The 18,907-nt window shown below is 64.9% G+C and carries 17 protein-coding genes; 5 read left to right on the top strand and 12 right to left on the bottom strand.

The window, feature by feature from the left end:
- The first annotated feature begins 61 nt into the window (after positions 1–61).
- Positions 62–2,368, top strand: a complete 2,307-nt coding sequence (locus CSQ91_RS03125; protein WP_099387358.1) for an FdhF/YdeP family oxidoreductase — start codon at positions 62–64, stop codon at positions 2,366–2,368.
- On the opposite strand, the gene fdhD is transcribed toward CSQ91_RS03125, so the two are convergent.
- The 4 genes from fdhD to CSQ91_RS03105 form a co-directional block, all read right to left on the bottom strand.
- Positions 2,365–3,192, bottom strand: a complete 828-nt coding sequence (gene fdhD / locus CSQ91_RS03120; protein ID WP_083299576.1) for a formate dehydrogenase accessory sulfurtransferase FdhD — start codon at positions 3,190–3,192, stop codon at positions 2,365–2,367. The two genes, CSQ91_RS03125 and fdhD, sit on opposite strands and share 4 nt — an antisense overlap.
- 69 nt (positions 3,193–3,261) lie before the next feature.
- Positions 3,262–3,951: a hypothetical protein gene (locus CSQ91_RS03115; RefSeq protein ID WP_099387357.1), complete on the bottom strand. Its 690-nt coding sequence runs from the start codon at positions 3,949–3,951 to the stop codon at positions 3,262–3,264.
- Between the two features lie 93 nt (positions 3,952–4,044).
- Entirely contained in the window at positions 4,045–5,502 is a 1,458-nt protein-coding gene (locus CSQ91_RS03110; RefSeq protein ID WP_099387356.1) for a Ppx/GppA phosphatase family protein, read from the bottom strand.
- 163 nt (positions 5,503–5,665) lie between these two features.
- The gene (locus tag CSQ91_RS03105) at positions 5,666–6,748 is read right to left on the bottom strand and encodes a calcium:proton antiporter (protein ID WP_099387355.1); all 1,083 of its coding nucleotides are present in this window, start codon (positions 6,746–6,748) and stop codon (positions 5,666–5,668) included.
- Between the two features lie 295 nt (positions 6,749–7,043).
- Here CSQ91_RS03105 and CSQ91_RS03100 point away from each other — a divergent pair, with 295 nt between their 5' ends.
- Complete coding sequence (locus CSQ91_RS03100) at positions 7,044–7,373, top strand: hypothetical protein (RefSeq protein WP_070279126.1); 330 nt, start codon at positions 7,044–7,046, stop codon at positions 7,371–7,373.
- A gap of 16 nt (positions 7,374–7,389) precedes the next feature.
- Here CSQ91_RS03100 and CSQ91_RS03095 read toward each other — a convergent pair whose 3' ends face one another.
- Both CSQ91_RS03095 and CSQ91_RS03090 read right to left on the bottom strand, forming a co-directional pair.
- Positions 7,390–8,541 (bottom strand): GGDEF domain-containing protein, encoded by a 1,152-nt coding sequence (locus tag CSQ91_RS03095; RefSeq protein WP_099387354.1) that lies wholly within the window; start codon positions 8,539–8,541, stop codon positions 7,390–7,392.
- A gap of 37 nt (positions 8,542–8,578) precedes the next feature.
- Positions 8,579–8,854 (bottom strand): hypothetical protein, encoded by a 276-nt coding sequence (locus CSQ91_RS03090; RefSeq protein WP_099388548.1) that lies wholly within the window; start codon positions 8,852–8,854, stop codon positions 8,579–8,581.
- 165 nt (positions 8,855–9,019) lie between these two features.
- On the opposite strand from CSQ91_RS03090, the gene CSQ91_RS03085 reads away from it, so the two are divergent.
- Positions 9,020–9,796: a transferase spermidine synthase gene (locus CSQ91_RS03085; RefSeq protein ID WP_034782842.1), complete on the top strand. Its 777-nt coding sequence runs from the start codon at positions 9,020–9,022 to the stop codon at positions 9,794–9,796.
- A 154-nt stretch (positions 9,797–9,950) separates the two neighbouring features.
- Positions 9,951–12,830 carry a bifunctional diguanylate cyclase/phosphodiesterase gene (locus CSQ91_RS03080; protein ID WP_034782844.1) on the top strand — a complete coding sequence of 960 codons (2,880 nt, stop codon included), beginning with the start codon at positions 9,951–9,953 and terminating at the stop codon, positions 12,828–12,830.
- Here CSQ91_RS03080 and CSQ91_RS03075 read toward each other — a convergent pair.
- The 5 genes from CSQ91_RS03075 to CSQ91_RS03055 form a co-directional block, all read right to left on the bottom strand.
- Positions 12,820–13,068 (bottom strand): hypothetical protein, encoded by a 249-nt coding sequence (locus CSQ91_RS03075; protein ID WP_099387353.1) that lies wholly within the window; start codon positions 13,066–13,068, stop codon positions 12,820–12,822. The two genes, CSQ91_RS03080 and CSQ91_RS03075, sit on opposite strands and share 11 nt — an antisense overlap.
- An 8-nt stretch (positions 13,069–13,076) precedes the next feature.
- A complete protein-coding gene (locus CSQ91_RS03070; protein WP_099387352.1) occupies positions 13,077–13,958 on the bottom strand; it encodes a LysR family transcriptional regulator in 882 nt (293 codons plus the stop codon).
- A gap of 91 nt (positions 13,959–14,049) precedes the next feature.
- On the bottom strand, positions 14,050–14,667 hold the full coding sequence (gene trhA, locus CSQ91_RS03065) for a PAQR family membrane homeostasis protein TrhA (protein WP_034782847.1): 618 nt from the start codon (positions 14,665–14,667) through the stop codon (positions 14,050–14,052).
- A gap of 134 nt (positions 14,668–14,801) precedes the next feature.
- Positions 14,802–16,313: an NYN domain-containing protein gene (locus CSQ91_RS03060; RefSeq protein ID WP_080753391.1), complete on the bottom strand. Its 1,512-nt coding sequence runs from the start codon at positions 16,311–16,313 to the stop codon at positions 14,802–14,804.
- Positions 16,314–16,425: 112 nt separating this feature from the next.
- The gene (locus CSQ91_RS03055) at positions 16,426–17,514 is read right to left on the bottom strand and encodes a dienelactone hydrolase family protein (RefSeq protein WP_257217201.1); all 1,089 of its coding nucleotides are present in this window, start codon (positions 17,512–17,514) and stop codon (positions 16,426–16,428) included.
- 267 nt (positions 17,515–17,781) lie between these two features.
- Between CSQ91_RS03055 and CSQ91_RS03050 the strand changes: the two genes are divergently transcribed.
- Entirely contained in the window at positions 17,782–18,153 is a 372-nt protein-coding gene (locus CSQ91_RS03050) for a flagellar basal body protein (protein ID WP_034782850.1), read from the top strand.
- A 32-nt stretch (positions 18,154–18,185) separates the two neighbouring features.
- On the opposite strand, the gene CSQ91_RS03045 is transcribed toward CSQ91_RS03050, so the two are convergent.
- Positions 18,186–18,791, bottom strand: a complete 606-nt coding sequence (locus tag CSQ91_RS03045) for a TetR/AcrR family transcriptional regulator (protein WP_099387350.1) — start codon at positions 18,789–18,791, stop codon at positions 18,186–18,188.
- Positions 18,792–18,907: the final 116 nt, after the last annotated feature.

Genomic DNA, 18,907 nt, shown 5'->3' with positions numbered 1-18,907 from the left:
GACGCAAGTCAATGTCATTCGGGGATCGTGCATAATTACCACACTCGCCCAGCCGAAAGACATGATGAAAGACCAGGACGCACCGCACATCACGCCCTACACCAAGCCGGCAGCCGGCTGGGACGCCTTGAAACACGTGGCCATCAGCCTGCGCCAGGAGCGGGTCGCGCCCGGCAATCTGAAAGCGCTGCTGGCGCAAAACCAGCCGGACGGTTTTGACTGTCCCGGCTGCGCCTGGCCCGACCGCAACCACGCATCCACGTTCGCCTTTTGCGAAAACGGCGCCAAGGCCGTCGCCGCCGAAGCGACCAGCCGCCGCGCCGGCCCGGAGCTGTTCGCCAGCCATACCGTCACGCAGCTGCTGCAACAGTCGGACTACGCGCTCGAGCAGCACGGCCGCCTGACCGAACCGATGGTGTACGACCTTGCCAGCGACCGCTATGTGCCGGTCTCCTGGGAAGACGCCTGCGCCCTCGTCGGGCGCCACCTGGGCGCGCTGCCCGATCCGAACCAGGCCGCCTTCTACACATCGGGCCGCGCCAGCAACGAGGCGGCCTTTTTGTACCAGCTGATGGCGCGCCTGTACGGCACCAACAACTTCCCCGACTGCTCCAACATGTGCCACGAGGCGACCAGCCGCGGCTTGCCGGCCACTGTCGGCATCGGCAAGGGCACGGTAACCCTGGACGACTTCGAACTGGCCGACACCATCCTCATCTTCGGCCAGAATCCCGCCACCAACCATCCGCGCATGCTGGGCGAACTGCGCGACTGCGCGCGCCGCGGCGGCAGCATCGTTTCCATCAATCCCCTGCGCGAACGGGGCTTGCAGCGCTTCATGGACCCGCAAAGCGCGCTGGAAATGGCGACCCTGGGCAGCACGCGCCTGGCCGGCCTGTTCGTGCAGCCGACCCTGGGCGGCGACTTCGCCCTGATCAAGGCCGTCGCCAAGAGGGTCGTCGAGCATGACGATGCGGCGCTGGCGGCAGGCAGGCCCGCCGTCGTCGATCACGCTTTCATCGCGGAACACTGCAGCGGCTTCGACGCCTTCCGCGCCGACCTGCGGGCCGAAAGCTGGGACTTGCTGCTGAAAGAATCGGGCGTGGCGCGCGCGCAGATCGAGGCATTGACGGACATCTTCGTCAAGGGCCAGCGCATCATCGCCACCTGGGGCATGGGACTGACGCAGCACAAGCACAGCGTGGCGGCCATCCGCATGCTGTCGAACCTGATGATGTTGCGCGGCCAGATCGGCAAGCCGGGCGCCGGGCTGTGCCCCGTGCGCGGCCACTCGAACGTGCAGGGTGACCGCACGGTGGGTATCGAGGAAAAGCCGACCAAGGCCTTCCTCGACCGCCTGGGCCAGGTATATGGATTCGAGCCGCCGCGCGCGCATGGCCACGATGTGGTGGCCAGTATCGAAGCCATGCAGCGCGGCGAGGTCAAGGTGTTCATCGCGCTGGGCGGCAATTTTGCCGCGGCTACGCCGGACACGCCGCTCACTTTTGCCGCCCTGCGCCAGTGCGCGCTGACGGTGCAGGTGGCCACCAAGCTCAATCGCAGCCACCTGGTCATCGGCAAGGAAGCCTTGCTGCTGCCCACCCTGGGCCGCACGGAGATCGACCTGCAGCACGGCGTGGCGCAGGGCGTGACGGTGGAAGACTCGATGAGCATGGTGCATATCTCGTACGGCCGCAATGCGCCCGCTTCGCCGCAGCTGCGCTCGGAAGTGGCCATCGTGGCCGGCATGGCCGAAGCGACGGTGGGGAGCAGCCTGGTGGACTGGCGTGCGTATGCGGCAGACTATGCGCGCATCCGCGACGATATCGAGAAGGTATTTGACGACTTTTACGACTACAACGCCAGGGTGGCGCAGCCGGGCGGCTTTCATCTGACGGTGGCGTCGCGCGAACGCCTGTGGAAGACGGCCAGCGGCAAGGCCAGCTTCCTCGTCGCCCCGCTGGACCTCGACACGCCGCTGCACCGCGCCCGCGCGCGGCATGGCGAGCGCCTGATGGTCTTGATGAGCACGCGCTCGCACGACCAGTACAACACCACCATCTACGGCATGGATGACCGCTACCGCGGCGTGTACGGCACGCGCAAGGTCGTCTTCGCCAACGCGGAAGATATCGCCATGCTGGGCTTTGCCGATGGCGACCTGGTGGACTTGATCGGCGCCTGGGACGATGGCGTGGCGCGCCGCGCCGATTGCTTCCGGCTCGTGGCCTACGACATCCCGCGCGGCTGCCTGGGCGCGTATTACCCGGAGACGAACGCGCTGGTGCCGCTGGCCAGCACGGCCGACGGCGCCGGCACGCCCACGTCGAAGTCCGTCCCCGTGCTGCTGCAGCGCAGTGCTGCCTAAATACTGATCCCGGGCGTGTAATCGACGTACGCATCCTGGCGGCAGAAACCCACCAGCTTCATGCCCGCCTGCGTGGCGATGGAAATGGCCAGCGAACTGGGCGCGGAGATCGTCGCCAGCAACGGTATTTGCATGCGCGCCGCCTTGCGCGCCAGCTCGTAGCTGCCGCGGCTGGACAGGAAGACGAAGCCGCGCCGCATGTCCGCCCCGCTCAGTGCCAAATGGCCGATCAGTTTATCCAGGCCATTGTGGCGGCCGACATCCTCGAATACGTGCGCGATTTCGCCATCGGGCGTGCACCACGCGGCCGCGTGCACGCCGCCCGTTTCCCGCATCAGCGCCTGGTGTTCTCGCAAGCCGCTTGATGCGCGCGCCAGCGCGGCCGGCAGGTCGACGTGGATCAGCGCCGGCGGCAGCGCTGCGGGCCGCAAATCGAGCATGTCGATGCTATCGATGCCGCACACGCCGCAGCCCGTGCGGCCCGTGAGTTGGCGGCGCCGGTCCTTCAGGCGCACGAAATCTTCCTGGGCGATGCTCAAAGCCACTTCGGCGGAATCAGGACGCAGGAACACTTCGCAGTCGAAGATGGCGCCAGCGGAAGCCACCACGCCCTCCGTCAGCGCGAAGCCGTAGGCAAACGCTTCCAGGTCGCGCGGGGTGGCCATCATGACGACGTGGGAAATGCCATTGAAGACCAGCGCGACGGGAATTTCCTCGGCGACGTGGTCGATGGCTGGGGTAGAAATGCCCGCCTGGTGGCGGACAATGGCGCGCTCGACAAAGCCGGCGCGTTCAATCTCTGTATCTTCTGACATGGCAACCATGGGGGGAACTAGCACAGGCCCCATGGTAAACCAGAACGGGCAGACAGGGGGCGGCCCCTGCCCGCGCCATCAATCCTTCTTCGGACGGCCCGTTTTCAGCTGCGGCAAGCCGGCCAGCACGTTTTGCAGGGTAGCCAGGTCGATCTGGCTGATCAGCGCCACGCCGATGCGCAGCAATTCGCTTTTCTTGATCTCGAAACCAGCCTTCAGGCAGGCTTTTTTCACCTGGCCCAGGACTTCGTATTCCGCTTCCGGCATGGTGAAGCTGTCGCGCACCAGTTTCGGCTTGCGGGCTTTTTCCTTGACGGCGGCGACCTTGGCGACCGGCGCTTTTTTCGCTGGCGCAGGCTTGGCGGCCGCCTTGGCTACCGGTTTAACGGCGGCTTTCGCGGCCGGCTTGGCGACGGTTTTCACCGCAGGTTTGGCCGCCGGCTTGGCGACAGCTTTCACGGCTGGCTTGGCTGCCGGTTTGACGGCGGCTTTGACGACGGCTTTGGCCGCAGGCTTGGCAACGGCGGCCTTCGCTGCCGGTTTGGCGGCTGGCGCCTTGGCCACGGCTGGCTTGACCGCCGCTGGCTTGGCTGCCGCCGGCTTGACGGCGGCTTTTGCCACTGGCTTGACGGCTGCTTTCGCAGCTGGTTTAGCGGCGGGCTTCGCGGCCGGTGCCGCCTTGGCCGCAGCCGCATTGATCGAGGCGCTGGTAGGGAACATCGATACGGGCGCGCTGTCGGCTTTTTTCGCTGGGATGGTTTTGGTCATGGATTTTCCAATCTAATAAATAATATAAACAATATATACTGTTTTTTAAAATCTTGCTTGCTGCACATCAAGTCATGCGCACGGCATGACCTTCTAGGCACTGGCGCGGATGGTGAAATCGACCCCGACCTCATCCCAGAATTCCTGCTCCTTCTCGATCCAGAACGACACGGTGGGATGGTGTGCGACCCAGCCGCGCTTGATGTCGAGTTCGATGCGGTTCTTCATGCGCAGGCGCAGTTCGCTGAAATCGGCTTCGATGCGCGCATGCATGAGCAAGATCGACAGGCGCAGCGCCAGCACGGCCTTGGCGAAATCGGGGTCGGACAGCACTTCGCCGATCTTGCGCAAGTTGCCCTTCTGCGCCAGGATCAGCCGGCTCATGGTCTTCTGTTCGCGCGTGGTAAAGCCGGGCAAGTCGGCGTTTTCCACGATGTAGGAGGCGTGCTTGTGGTAGCCCGTCTGCGACACGGCCAGGCCCACTTCGTGCAGCAGGCTGCTCCAGCGCAGGCATTTCACCAGGGCGTCGGACGTGGGCTTGAGCTGCGCATACATGGCCAGCGCCTGCTCGGCCACCCTGCCGGCGCGCTGCTGGTCGATATGGAATTTCTCCATGCAGCCCTGCACCGACTGTTCGCGGCGGTCGCGCTTGGTCGAGCGCAGGTACAAATCCCACATCACGCCCATGCGCAAGCCCGCCTCGATCGGCGTCATGGCGGGAATGGCCAGTTCGCGGAACAGGCCGATCAAGATGGCCAGGCCGCCGACGATGGTGCTGGCGCGGTCGGGGCGCAAGCCGGGCATGTCGATGCGGCTGGTGTGGCCGAGTTCAATGAAACGGCGCGCCAGCGCATCGAGGCTGGCGCTCGTGAGCAAGCCGTCGCCCAGCTTGTTGCGGGCGATGATGTCGGCGATGGTGCGGATGGTGCCGGAAGAGCCGTAGGCCGTCTTCCAGTGCTGCGGACGGTACGGCGGCGCGGCATCCTCGAAATGGCTGCGCGCCGACAGGATGGCCGCCTCGAACGACGGCGCGTCGATGCGCCCGCCGATGAAGAACGACAGGCTTTGCTTGACCGTACCCAGGCTGAACGACTCGACCCGTTCGATATCGTTGCCGCGCCCCAGTATCAGCTCGGTCGAGCCGCCGCCGATATCCATCACCAGCCGGCGTTCGCCGGGAATGGCCAGCGCATTGGCCACGCCCATGTAGATCAAGCGCCCCTCTTCCTCGCCCGAGATGATTTCGATCGGATGGCCGATGGCTTGCTCGGCCAGCGGCAGGAAGACGGCGCCGTTGCGCGCCACGCGCATGGCCGACGTGGCCACCACGCGCACGGCATCGAGTTCGAAGCCGGCGAGGATGACGCGAAAGCGCTGCAGGCAAGCCAGGGCGCCCTGCATGGCCGCTTCGGTCAGGTCGCCATTGGCGTCCAGGCCGGCGGCCAGGCGTATCGGGTCGCGCACGCTCTTGACCACGCGGATCGTGTCGCCATCATGCTTGCCGACGTGTAAACGAAAACTGTTGGACCCCAGGTCCACCGCTGCATACATACTGGCCTCTTGTCTTGTCATTACTGTGCCAACTGAAAAAGTTGGCAAACTCAGTTGCTAAACTATATAAATCATTTAAACGATTTAAAAATCCTACCACACTACCCTCATCGTATGACAGCGGCGTGACAGGATTGTGACAAAACGGCAGCGGTGCGGCAGCTTACGGCACGATGGTGGTAAACAGGTAAACAGCGAAAATCACCAGGTGCACCGTGCCCTGCATGACCGTGGTGCGGCCCGTGCCCAGCGACAGGGTGGCCACCATCAGCGACAGCAGCAACAGCACCGTCGACTTGATATCGAGTCCCAGGGTAATCGTCAGGCCCGTGGCCAGCGACACCACCACCACGGCGGGAATCGTCAGGCCGATGCTGGCCAGCGCGGAACCGAGCGCCAGGTTCAAGCTCGTTTGCAGGCGATTCGCGCGCGCGGCGCGCACGGCGGCCAGGCCTTCGGGCAGCAGCACGATGGCGGCGATGACGATGCCTACCAGGGTTTTCGGCGCGCCCATGGCGGCGATCGCCGTCTCCAGCGCGGGCGCCAGCGACTTGGCCAGCAGCACCACGGCGCCCAGGCACACCAGCAGCGCGCCGGCACTGACCCAGGCGACGGTGGCCGTGGGCGGCGCCGCATGCACCTCTTCATCGCCGACGGCTTCCTTGGGCAGGAAGTAATCACGGTGGCGCACCGTCTGCACCAGCACGAAGGTGCCGTACAGGACCAGGGAAATGACGGCGATGAAGATCAACTGGCTGGAATTGTAGAAGGGACCGGCGGCGCTCGAGGTGTAGTTCGGCAGCACCAGGGTCAAAACGGCAATCGCCGCCAGGGTGGCCAGCGAGGCGCTCACGCCCAGCAGGCCGAAGGTCTGCTCCTTGTGGCGCCCGGCGCCCAGCAGCAGGCAGATGCCGACGATGCCGTTCAGGATGATCATGATGGCGGCAAACACGGTGTCGCGCGCCAGCCCTGTCGTTTCCTGTCCGCCGGCCAGCATCAGCGAGACGATCAGCGCCACCTCGATCAAGGTCACGGCCAGCGCCAGCACCAGCGTGCCGTACGGTTCGCCGATGCGGTGCGCCACCACTTCCGCGTGGTACACGGCGGCCAGCACGCTGCCGATCAGGCCCGCCACCAGCAAAATCTGGTAGGCGCCGCCGACATTGAAGGTGGAACCGAACAGGAACAGCCAGCCGGCAACGGGGGCGGCAAGCGGCCATACAGGCAGGGATTTGAGCATTTTCATTATGGGCCTGGCAAGAGTAAGAAAGAGGAACTGCGGTGCGGACGGCACAGGGCAGCCTGGCGTGCGCTCGATAGCATAACTTGCTTAGCTTAAATGAAAGTTAGGGAATGCACACGTTCGGGTAGCGGCGCCCCGCGCCTTGCTCATCGTTCGAGCGCATTGCTGTGATGCACCTGCTTGCTACCAGTAACTATAGTCCCTTTGGTAACATGCCGTTGCAATTTTCTTGTGTTTTTGCTTCCGGCTGGCTTCATAATGCCAGGCCCGCCCTCGCGGCACAGACCAAGGACAGACCATGATTTCCGTACACAGCGCCGCCATGCGTGCATTCATCCTCGCGGGCAGCTTGCTGAGCGCCGCCGCACACGCGGACACACCGCCAGCGCAGGTCGACGCGAACTGGGCCACCGCGCCCGCGCCTGCCGCAGAGCCAAGGTGGCAAGACAGCCTGCCGCCCGCGCCGCCCGTGGAACCACGCGAAGAAAAGATCCTGCCCAAGAGCGAATGGCTGACCGTCGAACCGATGAAGGCGCCTGACCATCGCTGCGATCCCGGCCTCGATGCATTGTTCCTGCCCAAGGAATGCGGCAAGGAACCCAGCTGGCTCGGTTCGCGCAAGAAGTAGGCGGGCTTGGGCTGAATTAAATGTCCAGGGTGCTGGCACCCTGCGCTTCCACTACCCTGTTGCGGCCCGCCTGCTTGGCCGCCTGCAGCGCTTCGTCGGCGCGCTTGAACAGGCTGACGGTGCTGTCCTCGGCGCGGATGGTCGTCACGCCCAGGCTGGCTGTCAGTTGCAACACGGCGCGCTCCGTCTTGACGGGCAGCACTTCGACGGCGGCGCGGATGCGCTCGGCCACCATCAGCGCATCGGCCAGGGTCGTGCGCGGCAGCTGGATGGCGAATTCGGCGCCGCCCAGGCGGCCCATCAGGTCGCTGTCGCGCAACTGCTGGCGGCACGTGTCGACGATGGTTTTCAGCACCGCATCGCCCACCGGATGGCCATAGCTGTCGTTGACTCTTTTAAAGTGGTCGATATTGAGCACCACCAGCGCCGTCGGCAAGCCAGGCCGGCGCGCCAGTGCCATCCATGGCGCCAGCGCCTGGTAAAAGCCGCGCCGGTTCGGCACGCCCGTGGCCGCATCGAGCACTTCCAGGCGCGCCAGCTCGCCGCCCAGTTTTTCACGCGACAGCAGCAAATAGCCGAAGGCGTTCGTCAGCATCATCAGGTACAAGGCGCCGAAGCCGGCCAGCTGCAGCAGCTCCGCGTCAAAATCGGGGATGACGGCGGCCAGCACGCCGCGCGCGGCGATCAGCAAGGACAGCAATCCCATGCTGACGACGAGGAAGCGGCGCAGCATGCTCGCCTCGCGCCATTTCAGGCACAGCGCGGCCACGCCGGCGAGGAAGAAACCGGCCACGATCAGCGAACCGCCGGCGCTGCGCAGCAGCGGCGCCACGTCGAACAGGTAGCAGGCGGCAAACAGGGCCACCGACAGCCCCAGCGCCGGCAAGACATAACGGCGCCAGCCGCTACGCCCGGCGGCCTGCCACAACGCGCCCGCATCGAGCGCCATGCCGGCAAACAGCAGGCTGTTACCGAGCAGGATGGAGAAGAAATCGGGCAGCACGCCGCGGAAGTACAGCAGGCACCAGGCCACGGCCTGGCATTGCTTGGCCACCGCCCAGGTGGACATGCTGAGCGACTTCTTGCGCTCGTACTCGAAGAAGAACAGGGCCGCGCACAGGCTCAGGTTGCCGAGCGCCAGGGCCAGTACCAGGGTCTTGATATCCATGGGCTACGCTATCGATGCGCAGGCGCGGCGCGCCAGGTCAGATTTCGTGCTCGACATTGGTGCTGCCGTCGCCGACCTTGCTGGCCCACGCCTGCACGAAATACTGCTTTTCCACGTCGCTGGGTGCCTCGTGCCAGAACACGATGAGGGTGCCCTTGTGATCGTGGATCTGCGCCACTTTTTCAATGAAGCCGACATTGCCGGCCTGGTCGGCCAGCGCCGCCGCGTAGCCATACACGCGCGTCAGCCGCTCGATGCGGTCAGGCTCCGTAAAACTGTTCGTCGCCGTAATAATGGGGTGATCCAAAAACATGCTTGTCTCCATGGTGCCCGACTGCGCGGCCGTGCCGCCGCGCGCCGTATACATCTACATATACGCATGCTCGGCGCGGATTAATCGGGTATGCTCACGGGAGCTTATCAGATTTCTCTGAATGCAACAAAGCATCTCCCCCAGTCCACTCAGCGAAGTCGTCCCATGCCGGAAAACAGAAGCACCACCCCACTTGCCCCGCAGGTGCATACCTGTGGCGACCGGCGCCGCCTGGAATTCCAGCCCGGCATGATCCAGAGCGAAATGCTGCTGTCGCGCCCCGACCATCTGCTGCTGCGCTATGCGCGCGCCATGATGTGCTTTACCCTGTTCGTGCCGCGCCCGCGGCATATCCTGATGGTGGGACTGGGCGGCGGCTCGCTGCTGAAATTCTGCCACCGCCACCTGCCCGACACCCGCATCACCGTGCTGGAATTGCGCGCCGACGTGATCGCCCTGCGCGAGCAGTTCATGCTGCCGCCCGACGACGCGCGCCTGCGCATCATCGAGACGGATGCCGTCAGCTATATCCGCCAGCATCCGGGCTGCGCCGACGTGCTGCTGCTCGACGGCTATGACGAGACGGGCTTGCCGCCGGCACTGGGCAGCGCGCGCTTCTATGCGGACTGCCTGCGCGCGCTGCTGCCCGGCGGCGTGCTGGTGGCCAATCTGTTCAGTTATGACGAGCACTACCCTGCCATGCTGGCGCGCCTGATGCTCACCTTCCGCGGTGCCGTGTGCCACTTCGACGGCATCGCGGGCAATAACCGCATCATCTTCGCCGCCAAGCCGGAGCAAGGCCAAGGCGCCGGCGGCCGCGCCGTGCGCGTGGTGCGCCTGGTGCGCTGGCGGCGGATGGCCGGCCTGGCTTTCCTGAACCGCTGGCTGCCGGCCTGGCAGTTGTGGCGTGTGCGCCGCCAGTCAGGCGCGGGCAGCGACTGAAAGTCGCCCTGCCCGGCCATAGATATTGTTGCTTATTAGCAGTGATTTGGTGCAAAATCAGCATGATGGATGTGGTTTATGACAAACTACGGCCTGCGTGGGGCCGGCAGGCGCCGCCGAACCCATGTATCCATGAAGTGAGATAGGAAAAACCATGCTGCGTGGCCGCCTGCCATTGTCGATTTCTGCCGCGGCCGCGCTGACCTTTGCCTGCGGCGTCAGCGTGACGGCCGTGCTGTTCGCCGCCATCAGCCAGCTCGAATACGACAAGATGAGCCTGAGCCTGCAGCAACGCGCCAGCGCCAGGGTGGCCGCCATCGAGCAGGGACTCGACGATGCCGTCGAGGTGCTGACCACGACGAACCAGCTGTTTGCCGCCGTCGTGCCCGTCACACGGGAACAGTTCCACGACTTCACCACGCCGCTGCTGCAGCGCCACCCGTTCATCCAGGCCTTCAATTTCCACCGCATCGTGCCGCATGCGCAGCGCGCGGCATTCGAGGCCGAGCTGCGGCGCATCGTGCCCGACTACGCCATGACGGAAATGCGCGATGGCGTCGTCGTGCCCGCCACGACGCGCGCCAGCTACCTGGTGGTGGACTACCTCGAACCGTTGCAGGGCAACCGCCCCGCCTTCGGCCTGAACGTCAGCCCGAACGGCGTGCTGGCGCGCGCGCTGGAACAGGCGATCGTCAGCGGCCAGACCACCGCCACCGGCCTGCTGGCCCTGGCGCAGGGACCGCAGCAGGGCTTCGTCATCGTGCGCCCCGTGTACCGCCACGGCGTGCCCCTGCAGACGGTACAGCAGCGGCGCGCGGCATTGATCGGCGATACGGCGGTCATCGTGCGCGCCGGGGAACTGGTGCAGAAAATCCTCGCCGGCGCCGACCTGCTGGGCGACTCGCAGCTTGAACTGAGCGTCTACGCCGATGCCGGCGCCGACCCGCGCCAATTGATCTTCCGGCATGGTCAGGCGCCTGCCGACGAACCGGGCGGCGCCTGGGAGTCGCTGCCCCGCTGGCTGCACTTTGCCTACCACAGCCATTATGACCGGGCCTTCGCTTCCGCCGGCCGGCCCTGGCACGTGCGCGTGGTGGCTCATCCCCGCCCCTTCCTGGCCGACCATCTGGGCTCCCTGTTTACCCTGATCACGGGTTTGCTGTTCAGCGTATTGACGGCCGCCTTCGTGCAGTCGCTGACGCAGCGTTCGCGCCGCGTGCAACTGCTGGTGGAGCAGCGCACGGCCGACCTCAAACGCAGCAACGAGCTGCTCAGCGCCGACGTGCGGGCGCGCCAGCGCACGGAGCGCGCCTTGCAGGAGAGCGAAAAGCGCTTCCGCCGCCTGCTGGCCCTGTCCTCGGACTGGTACTGGGAACAGGATGCCAACTTCTGCTTCACCCACATCACCAGCGGTTTCACGGACAAGTCGAACATGCCGCTGGAACGTTTCATCGGCCTGACCCGCTGGGACAACAATGCAGAGATGCGCAATTCGCGCTGGGGCAAGCAGCATATCGCCAACCTGGAAGCGCACCTGCCCTTTTCCAACCTCGAATATGCGATGCAGGACCGCGATGGCCAGCTGCGCTGGTTCAGCATCAATGGCGAACCGCTGTTCAACGAGCTGGGCGAATTTCGCGGCTACCGGGGCACGGGTTCGGAAATCACGGAACGCAAGCTGGCCGAGCAGCAAATCCAGCACATCGCCCACCACGACGTGCTGACAGGCTTGCCCAACCGCGCCCTGCTGCGCGATCGCCTGGCGCAGGCGATGGCCCTGTCGCGCCGCAAGAATCGCGCATTGTGGGTGCTGTTGATTGACCTCGACCGGTTCAAATTCGTCAACGACAGCCTGGGCCACAAGGCTGGCGACCTGCTGCTGAAAACCATCGCCACGCGCTTGCAGGCCAGCCTGCGCGAAAGCGATACGGTGGCGCGCCTGTCCGGCGATGAATTCGTCGCCATCCTGTGCGAACAGGCGGACGAAGTGCTCAGTGGCGCCATCGTGCAGCGCGTGATGGATGCCGTGGCGCAGCCGGTGCTATTGGATGGCAAGGAATTCTTCGTCACCTGCAGCATCGGCGTGGCCGTCTATGACATGTCGCGCTACGACGCGCCCGGCGACGTGACCCTGAATGGCGAGACGCAGAACCTGATCGAGCAGGCCGACATCGCCATGTACTGCGCCAAGAAACAGGGCCGCAACAACATCAAGTTCTACACGACGGCCATGAACCAGGCCACCCTGGAGCGCCTGCGCATCGAGACGGCGCTGCGCAACGCCCTGGAACGCGAGCAGTTCGTGCTGCATTACCAGCCGCAGGTGGACCTGGCCAGCGGCCGCATCGTCGGCGTGGAAGCGCTGCTGCGCTGGCAGCACCCCGACCTGGGCATGGTGGCGCCGCAGCGCTTCATCGCGCTGGCGGAAGACACGGGCCTGATCGTGCCGATCGGCGCCTGGGTCATGCGCGAAGCGTGCACGCAGGTAAAACGCTGGCATGCGGCGGGACTGGACACCTTGCGCCTGGCCGTGAATCTGTCGGCGCGCCAGTTCAACGAGCCGAACCTGGTGGCGTCGATCGCCGACGTGCTGCTGGAAACGGGCTTGCCGCCCGCCTGCCTGGAGCTGGAACTGACGGAAAGCCTGTTCATGCACGACGTGGCGCTGGCCGTCAGCCAGCTGCACGACATGAAGGCGCTGGGGGTGAAGCTGTCGATCGACGACTTCGGCACCGGCTATTCCAGCTTCGCCTACCTGCGCACCTTCCCCATCGACGTGCTGAAGATCGACCGCAGCTTCGTCGGCGATGTGGCGCGCGACGCGGACGATGCGGCCATCGTCGTTTCCATCATCGCCCTGGCGCACAATTTGAAGCTGCGCGTGGTGGCCGAGGGCGTGGAAACGGCCGAGCAGCTCGATTACCTGCGCCGCCATGGCTGCGACGAGGCGCAAGGTTTTTACTTCAGCCGGCCGCTGCCCGCGCACGAAGTGGAAGCGCTGCTGCGGGCGGAAGAAACGCACGTCATGCTGTAGCCGGCGGCGGCACCCTGGCACCCAATTGCAGTTCCTGCCAATCGGGCTCAATGCCCGCTTGCTCGAGAAACGACGTCACGTCGAGCGCGCGGGCCGGATCGATGTCCTGTTGCGGATGCATCCACAGCAAGTCGCACTCCGTGCAAACGATCACCGCCTGCCCCGTCTTCTTGACCGTTGCGTGCAGCAGGTCGCCATATTCGCCGCAGGTGGGGCACTCCATGCTCTTCGCCTTCATGCCCTGCCTTACAGCTTCTGTTGCAGGAACTCCAGGAAGCAGCTGATGCGCTGCGCCAGTTGCGTATTGCGGTAATACACGGCGTGGATCTGCTGGCGGTAGCCCGTATAGAACGGCTGCAGCACCTGCACCAGGCGGCCGGCCGCGATGTCGTCCTTCGTCATGAAGTCGGACAGGCAGACGATGCCCTGGTCGTGCAGGGCCAGCTGGCGCAGGGTTTCGCCGCTGGACGCGGCCAGCGCGGGCACGATCTGCAGGCTGTTGCCGGATTCGTGGCGCAGCGGCCAGCTATTGCCCAGTTCATATTGCGCAAAGCCCAGCAGCGCATGGCCGGACAGCGCTTCCGGCGTGGCCGGGGTGCCGTGGCGCGCCAGGTAGGCGGGCGTGGCCAGCACGTGCAGCGGACTGGCACTGAGGGGGCGCGCATGCAGGGTCGAGTCGACCAGGGCGCCGATGCGGATGGCGATATCGGTGCGGTGCTCGAGCAGGTCGGCGATCTGGTCGTTGCTGGTCAGCTCCAGGCGGATGTCCGGGTACATGGCGCGAAATTCCGCCACGTGGGGCACCACGCAATGGAGCATGAAGGGCGAGGCTGCATCGACGGACAGGCGCCCGGCCGGCTTCTGGCGGCGGATGCGGATCGACTCTTCCACGTCTTCCATCGACGCGAGGATGGCGCGCGCCTTGTCCAGGAACAGCTGCCCCTCTTCCGTCAGCTCCATGCGCCGCGTGGTGCGCGTCAGCAGCGAGGTGGCCAGCTTGTCTTCCAGGCGCGACAGGGCGCGGCTGACGCCCGAGGTGGTTTGTCCCAGGTGCACGGCGGCCGCGCTCAGGGTGCCGCTGTCGATCACGGTGACGAAGATTTTCAGGTCGTCCGAATTGATATCCATTGTTGCCTTATTATTGCCGCATTGTTGCGCTATTTTCACATATCGCGCCATTATAATGGAATCATGGCAACAGTGAAGGCAGCAGCCAACATCAGGCAACGTAGAACAAAATGGCGATAAAATGACAGCTACTGCCGGCCAGCACGAACAGGTGCCAGATGCCGTGGCCATGGCGCAGCTTGTGGTCGGTGGCATAGAAAGCGATGCCGCCCGTGTAGCACAGGCCGCCCGCCACCAGCCACAGGAAGCCGTTCCACTCGAGCGCGGCCAGCAGCGGCTTGATGCCGATGACGATCAGCCAGCCCATGGCCACGTAAATCACCAGCGACAGGATGCGCGCGCCTTTCGCGTACACATATTCCTGAACGATGCCAAGCAGGGCCAGGCCCCACACGACGCCGAACAGCGACCAGCCCCAGGGCCCGCGCAGGGTCACCAGCATGAATGGCGTGTAGGTCCCCGCGATGAGCAGGTAGATGGCGCAGTGGTCGAGCCGCTGCAGCACGGCCTTGGCCTTGCCGCGCACGCTGTGGTACAGGGTGGAAGTGAGGTAGAGCGTGAGCAGCATGGCCGCATACACGCTGCAGCTGACGATTTTCCAGGCATCGCCCGTGCGGGCCGCCACGACGATCAGGATGACGCCGCCGATGGCCGCCAGCGCGGCGCCCACCGTATGGGAAATGCTGTTGAACCGTTCACCGTAATACATGCATCACCGCCTGCCGCGTTAAAGACAGGCTCATCGTACACGCTTGGGGACCAGGTGACGCAACTTCACCCCAATAGAAAGGCCGGGGTCGGACCCTGAGGGTCCGACCCCAGTACCTGCTTGGGGGGTGTCAATCAAGCTTCTTCCGCCTTCTTGCGCGCAGGACGGCGCGCCGGCGTCTTGCGCGGCGCCTTGGCTGGCTTGTCTTCGGCCACAACGGCCACTTCCACCGGCGCCGCTTCAACGACAGGTGCGGCTTCCACCACGACGTCAGCCGCCTTCTTGGCCGGTTTCTTTGCCGCTGCCGCCTTGCGGGCCGGCGTGCGCGGCTTGGCTTTCGGCTTCGCTTCCACTACCGGCTCAGGTACAGGCTCAGGTACAGGCTCCGGCATGGTTTCGACCACCGGCGCCACCTCGACGGCGACAACTTCGGCACGCGCTTCACGCCCGCCATCGCCATTTTTGCGGCCACCGCGGCCATTGCGGCGCGAACCGCGCTTGGCGTTGCCTTCTTCCGTCGCCACCTCGGCCACCGTTTCGGCGGCGGCTTCGGCCACTTCGTGCTGCACTTCCGGCTGCGGCGCCGGCGCATATTGCTCGACGACGACTGTTTCCGCGTCGGCCACCGGCACGAAAGCCTGTGGCGCGGACTCGCCGCGGCGTTGTTCGTTCTGCTTGCGGCCGCCACGGCCATTGCGGCGCGAATCGCGGCGGCTGCCGCCTTCGCGCTGATTGCCCTCTTCCGCCGTCACGCCCGTCTCGCCGGCAACGATGGCCTCGCCGGCGGCTTCCCCGTTCACGGCAGCGGGTACGGCCACCAGGCCGCTGCTGCGGTAGACATAGGCGCCCGATTTTTCATCGCGGCCAAATTCCAGCAAGCCGCGCGTCTGCGCTTCTTCCAGCAGGTTGCCGAAGGTACGGAAACCATAATACGACTCGCTGAAATCGGGCTTGCGGCGCTTGATCGCTTCCTTCAGCATCGAGGCCCAGATCTTGCCGCTGTCGCCCCGTTCGGACACCAGCGCATCGAAGGTTTCGACAGCCATCTCGATCGCTTCCGTCTTGCGCGACTCGTACTTTTCCTTGCGGCGCACTTCCTCGTCCGGCGAACGCTTGGCGGCCGCAGCCGGGCTTTCGCGCGCGTCGCGCTTGGCGGCCGTGCGGCGGCTCTCGCGCACCAGGTCATCGTAGAAAATGAATTCGTCGCAGTTGGCCACCAGCAGGTCGGAGGTCGACTGCTTGACGCCGACGCCGATCACCTGCTTGGCGTTTTCGCGCAGTTTCGACACGAGCGGCGAAAAGTCGGAGTCGCCGCTGATGATGACGAAGGTGTTGACGTGGGCCTTGGTGTAGCACAGGTCCAGCGCATCGACCACCAGGCGGATGTCGGCCGAATTCTTGCCGGATTGGCGCACATGGGGGATTTCGATCAGTTCGAAGTTCGCCTCATGCATGGTGCCCTTAAAACTTTTATAACGGTCCCAGTCGCAATATGCCTTCTTGACAACGATGCTGCCCTTCAGCAGCAAGCGTTCAAGGATGGGCTTGATATCGAATTTTTCGTAATTTGCATCTCGCACGCCAAGCGCGACGTTTTCAAAGTCGCAAAACACGGCCATGCTGAGGTTTTCTGGGGATGACGCCATAAGGGTGAATTCTCGCTGATGATAAGGGCGGACGGGAAGCGCAACGCCTCCCTTTTCGCCTAGTATATTCGCCCATCCCCCGTTTCGGCGACAACTATCGTGCGCAGCCCGCCTATTGCGCGCCGCCGGCGGCGCTCGCGCTGGCGCCGGCGACCGGCCAAACGACGCTTTCATCGACGGAATACAGCTGGCACGGCAGGCTGCTCCGGCGCTGGCACGAGGCCAGCGCGCGCACATCGGGGCTTTCACCCTCCTCGGCCCAGCCCCAGGCGCCGCTGGCCGACAGGGCAAAGGCGCGCGGCGCGGTTTTCTCCAGGAAGACGCGGTAGGCGGCGCGCCCCTGCTCTTCCAGATACGGCACGGCGGCGATATCGTCCTGCGGCGCGAAATGCGTGGCGGGCGGCGACGGCGCCTCGGCCACGCGATAGACCTGCCGCACCGGCATGCCGATCTTCCGCAGGAAGCGCTCGGTGGCGGGCAACCACACGGCCACGCCGTCGCGGCTGCCCAGGGTCAGGTGGGCGTCGCGCTTGAACGGACCATAGGCGAGCAATTGCGCCCGGCCGCCCGATCCGGTAAAGGAATTGAACAGCCGCCGCGCCAGGGCCGGCGAAAAATACGAGTCATTCGCGCCATACAGCCACAGGCTGGGAATGTGGTTGTAGGCGCCCATGGTGGCGAAGGACTTGGCCAGCGCCCCTTGCCAGTCGCAGCCGGGCATGTCGACGCGCAAGCCGCCGGAAAAATTGAGCACGCCGCGCACGCCGGGCAGCACCCGGGTGGCCAGCGCCAGTGCCGCCATGCCGCCATACGACTGCCCCGCGACGACGATGCGTTCCGGGTCGACCCAGCTCTGGCGGCGCGCATACGCGAGCGCGGCCAGCATGTCGCGCGCCTGGCCCTGGGCATTGCCCAGCATGTCACAGCCGAAATCGCGGTAGGCGCCCGTGGAACGCGCAAAGCCGGCGCGCATGGGCAGCATCACCGCATAGCCGCGGCGCACGAATTCGGTCGCCATATAGATGAAGCGCTCGCGCGCCTGCAGCCGGGCCGGGCCGGCCTGCTTACCATGATTCATCAGCAGCAGGGGAAACGGGCCGGGGCCGGCTGGACGGAACACCGTCGTTTCCAGCATCTCGCGCAAGCCATCGCCGGCCGGCACCATGATGACCTGCTCGTTCAGGCGCACATCGAGCGGCAACTGGGAGAGAGCAAGCTGGGCTTTCAGGGGCAGGCAAGGCAGGCTGAGCAGAAAAACCAGGAAAATAGGACGAAACAGGTGAAAAATGGCGGACTCCGTGGATGACTTCCCTGCCAGTCTAGGCAGCGAAATGCCACAGAACAATATAAAAAAATTACGTGATGCACCTATTTTTTGCGGCAACCGCCTGCAAGAAAAATTGTTGCCTTGCACCAACCACTTTTCCCGCTGGCGGGAGTAAACTGGGCGCATTCTGAAGGAGTTGCCATGTCCATATCCGCCCTCACCACCGGTACCTCGGGGCTGACCGCCAACCAGCGCGCGCTGGATGTGGCCGCCAACAATATCGCCAATGCGAACACGCCGGGCTTCCAGCCGCAACAAGCCGAGTTCCAGGAAGCCAGCCCGGCCGGCACGGGCGTCACCCTGTCTGTCGAAGGGCGCAAGCTGGCCGCCAGTGAAAGCGTCAGCGGCGCCAACGCGAATGCGGCCAAGGCGGCGGAAAGCCGGCCGAACGGCGTGGGCCTCGCGTCCGAGCTGACGGATAACCTCGTCTACAAGGCCGGCTTTAATTTATCGGCGAATGTCGTCAAGGCGGCCGACCAGGCTTTGGGCAGCCTGATCGACGTCAAGACCTGAGGCAGCAAACATCCACGGCGACTATCGACACGCTAGTCTGGTTTTTGCATTTCCAGCACCAAAGGCGCCATCGCCGGCGCAATCAGCGCCAGCAGCCGTTCGGCCGGAATGCCGTCGCGCGCCTGCACCGACAGGCCATGCAGCAAGGCCGCATAGTAGTCGCCCAAAGCCTGCACGTCCGCCTCCCCTTTTAATTCTCCCGCCTGCTGCGCCGCGCGCAGGCGTTCGATGACGGCTTGCGTGCGTGCGCGGCGGTGCTGCGCCAGCCAGTCGGCGATGCCCGCGTTTTCCGCGCTCGTATTCGTGGCGGCCGTGACCACCATGCAGCCTTGCGGCTGGCCGCTGCGCGTGTACAGCAGCACCGCTTCTTCCAGCATGCGCGTCACCGCGTCGCGCACATTCAGGCTGGCCGCCAGCGCATGCACGGCAAAGGCGCCTTCTCCCGTTTCATACAATTCCACGGCTTCGCGGAACAACTGTTCCTTCGAGCCGAACGCCGCATAGATGCGCGCCGAGGCGATGCCCAGCGCCGCCACCAGGTCGGCCATCGATACACCCTCGTAGCCGCGCGTCCAGAACGCGTCGCGCGCTTTTTCCAGCGCCAGCGCGCGGTCAAATTCCCTCGGTCTTCCTGCCATCTTGATCCTCTGCTTGCGAAGTGGCGGCCAGTATAACGCCTGGCGCCCACGGCGCGTTCCCGATTTATTTTGCATCACGGGCTTGACCGAAGGGAAAATTTCGCCTATTCTTTGTC

Source organism: Janthinobacterium sp. BJB301 (assembly GCF_002735685.1).
Lineage (GTDB): Bacteria > Pseudomonadota > Gammaproteobacteria > Burkholderiales > Burkholderiaceae_D > Janthinobacterium > Janthinobacterium lividum.
Note: the sequence above shows the minus strand (reverse complement) of the source record. Positions and strands in the feature narration are given on the sequence as shown.

What these genes read in the sequence shown, in the direction of transcription:
- CSQ91_RS03125 (WP_099387358.1), top strand. Translation starts at nt 62, where the DNA reads ATGATGAAAGACCAGGACGCACCGCACATCACGCCCTACACCAAGCCG.
- fdhD (WP_083299576.1), bottom strand. Translation starts at nt 3,192, where the DNA reads ATGGTTGCCATGTCAGAAGATACAGAGATTGAACGCGCCGGCTTTGTC.
- CSQ91_RS03115 (WP_099387357.1), bottom strand. Translation starts at nt 3,951, where the DNA reads ATGACCAAAACCATCCCAGCGAAAAAAGCCGACAGCGCGCCCGTATCG.
- CSQ91_RS03110 (WP_099387356.1), bottom strand. Translation starts at nt 5,502, where the DNA reads ATGTATGCAGCGGTGGACCTGGGGTCCAACAGTTTTCGTTTACACGTC.
- CSQ91_RS03105 (WP_099387355.1), bottom strand. Translation starts at nt 6,748, where the DNA reads ATGAAAATGCTCAAATCCCTGCCTGTATGGCCGCTTGCCGCCCCCGTT.
- CSQ91_RS03100 (WP_070279126.1), top strand. Translation starts at nt 7,044, where the DNA reads ATGATTTCCGTACACAGCGCCGCCATGCGTGCATTCATCCTCGCGGGC.
- CSQ91_RS03095 (WP_099387354.1), bottom strand. Translation starts at nt 8,541, where the DNA reads ATGGATATCAAGACCCTGGTACTGGCCCTGGCGCTCGGCAACCTGAGC.
- CSQ91_RS03090 (WP_099388548.1), bottom strand. Translation starts at nt 8,854, where the DNA reads ATGTTTTTGGATCACCCCATTATTACGGCGACGAACAGTTTTACGGAG.
- CSQ91_RS03085 (WP_034782842.1), top strand. Translation starts at nt 9,020, where the DNA reads ATGCCGGAAAACAGAAGCACCACCCCACTTGCCCCGCAGGTGCATACC.
- CSQ91_RS03080 (WP_034782844.1), top strand. Translation starts at nt 9,951, where the DNA reads ATGCTGCGTGGCCGCCTGCCATTGTCGATTTCTGCCGCGGCCGCGCTG.
- CSQ91_RS03075 (WP_099387353.1), bottom strand. Translation starts at nt 13,068, where the DNA reads ATGAAGGCGAAGAGCATGGAGTGCCCCACCTGCGGCGAATATGGCGAC.
- CSQ91_RS03070 (WP_099387352.1), bottom strand. Translation starts at nt 13,958, where the DNA reads ATGGATATCAATTCGGACGACCTGAAAATCTTCGTCACCGTGATCGAC.
- trhA (WP_034782847.1), bottom strand. Translation starts at nt 14,667, where the DNA reads ATGTATTACGGTGAACGGTTCAACAGCATTTCCCATACGGTGGGCGCC.
- CSQ91_RS03060 (WP_080753391.1), bottom strand. Translation starts at nt 16,313, where the DNA reads ATGGCGTCATCCCCAGAAAACCTCAGCATGGCCGTGTTTTGCGACTTT.
- CSQ91_RS03050 (WP_034782850.1), top strand. Translation starts at nt 17,782, where the DNA reads ATGTCCATATCCGCCCTCACCACCGGTACCTCGGGGCTGACCGCCAAC.
- CSQ91_RS03045 (WP_099387350.1), bottom strand. Translation starts at nt 18,791, where the DNA reads ATGGCAGGAAGACCGAGGGAATTTGACCGCGCGCTGGCGCTGGAAAAA.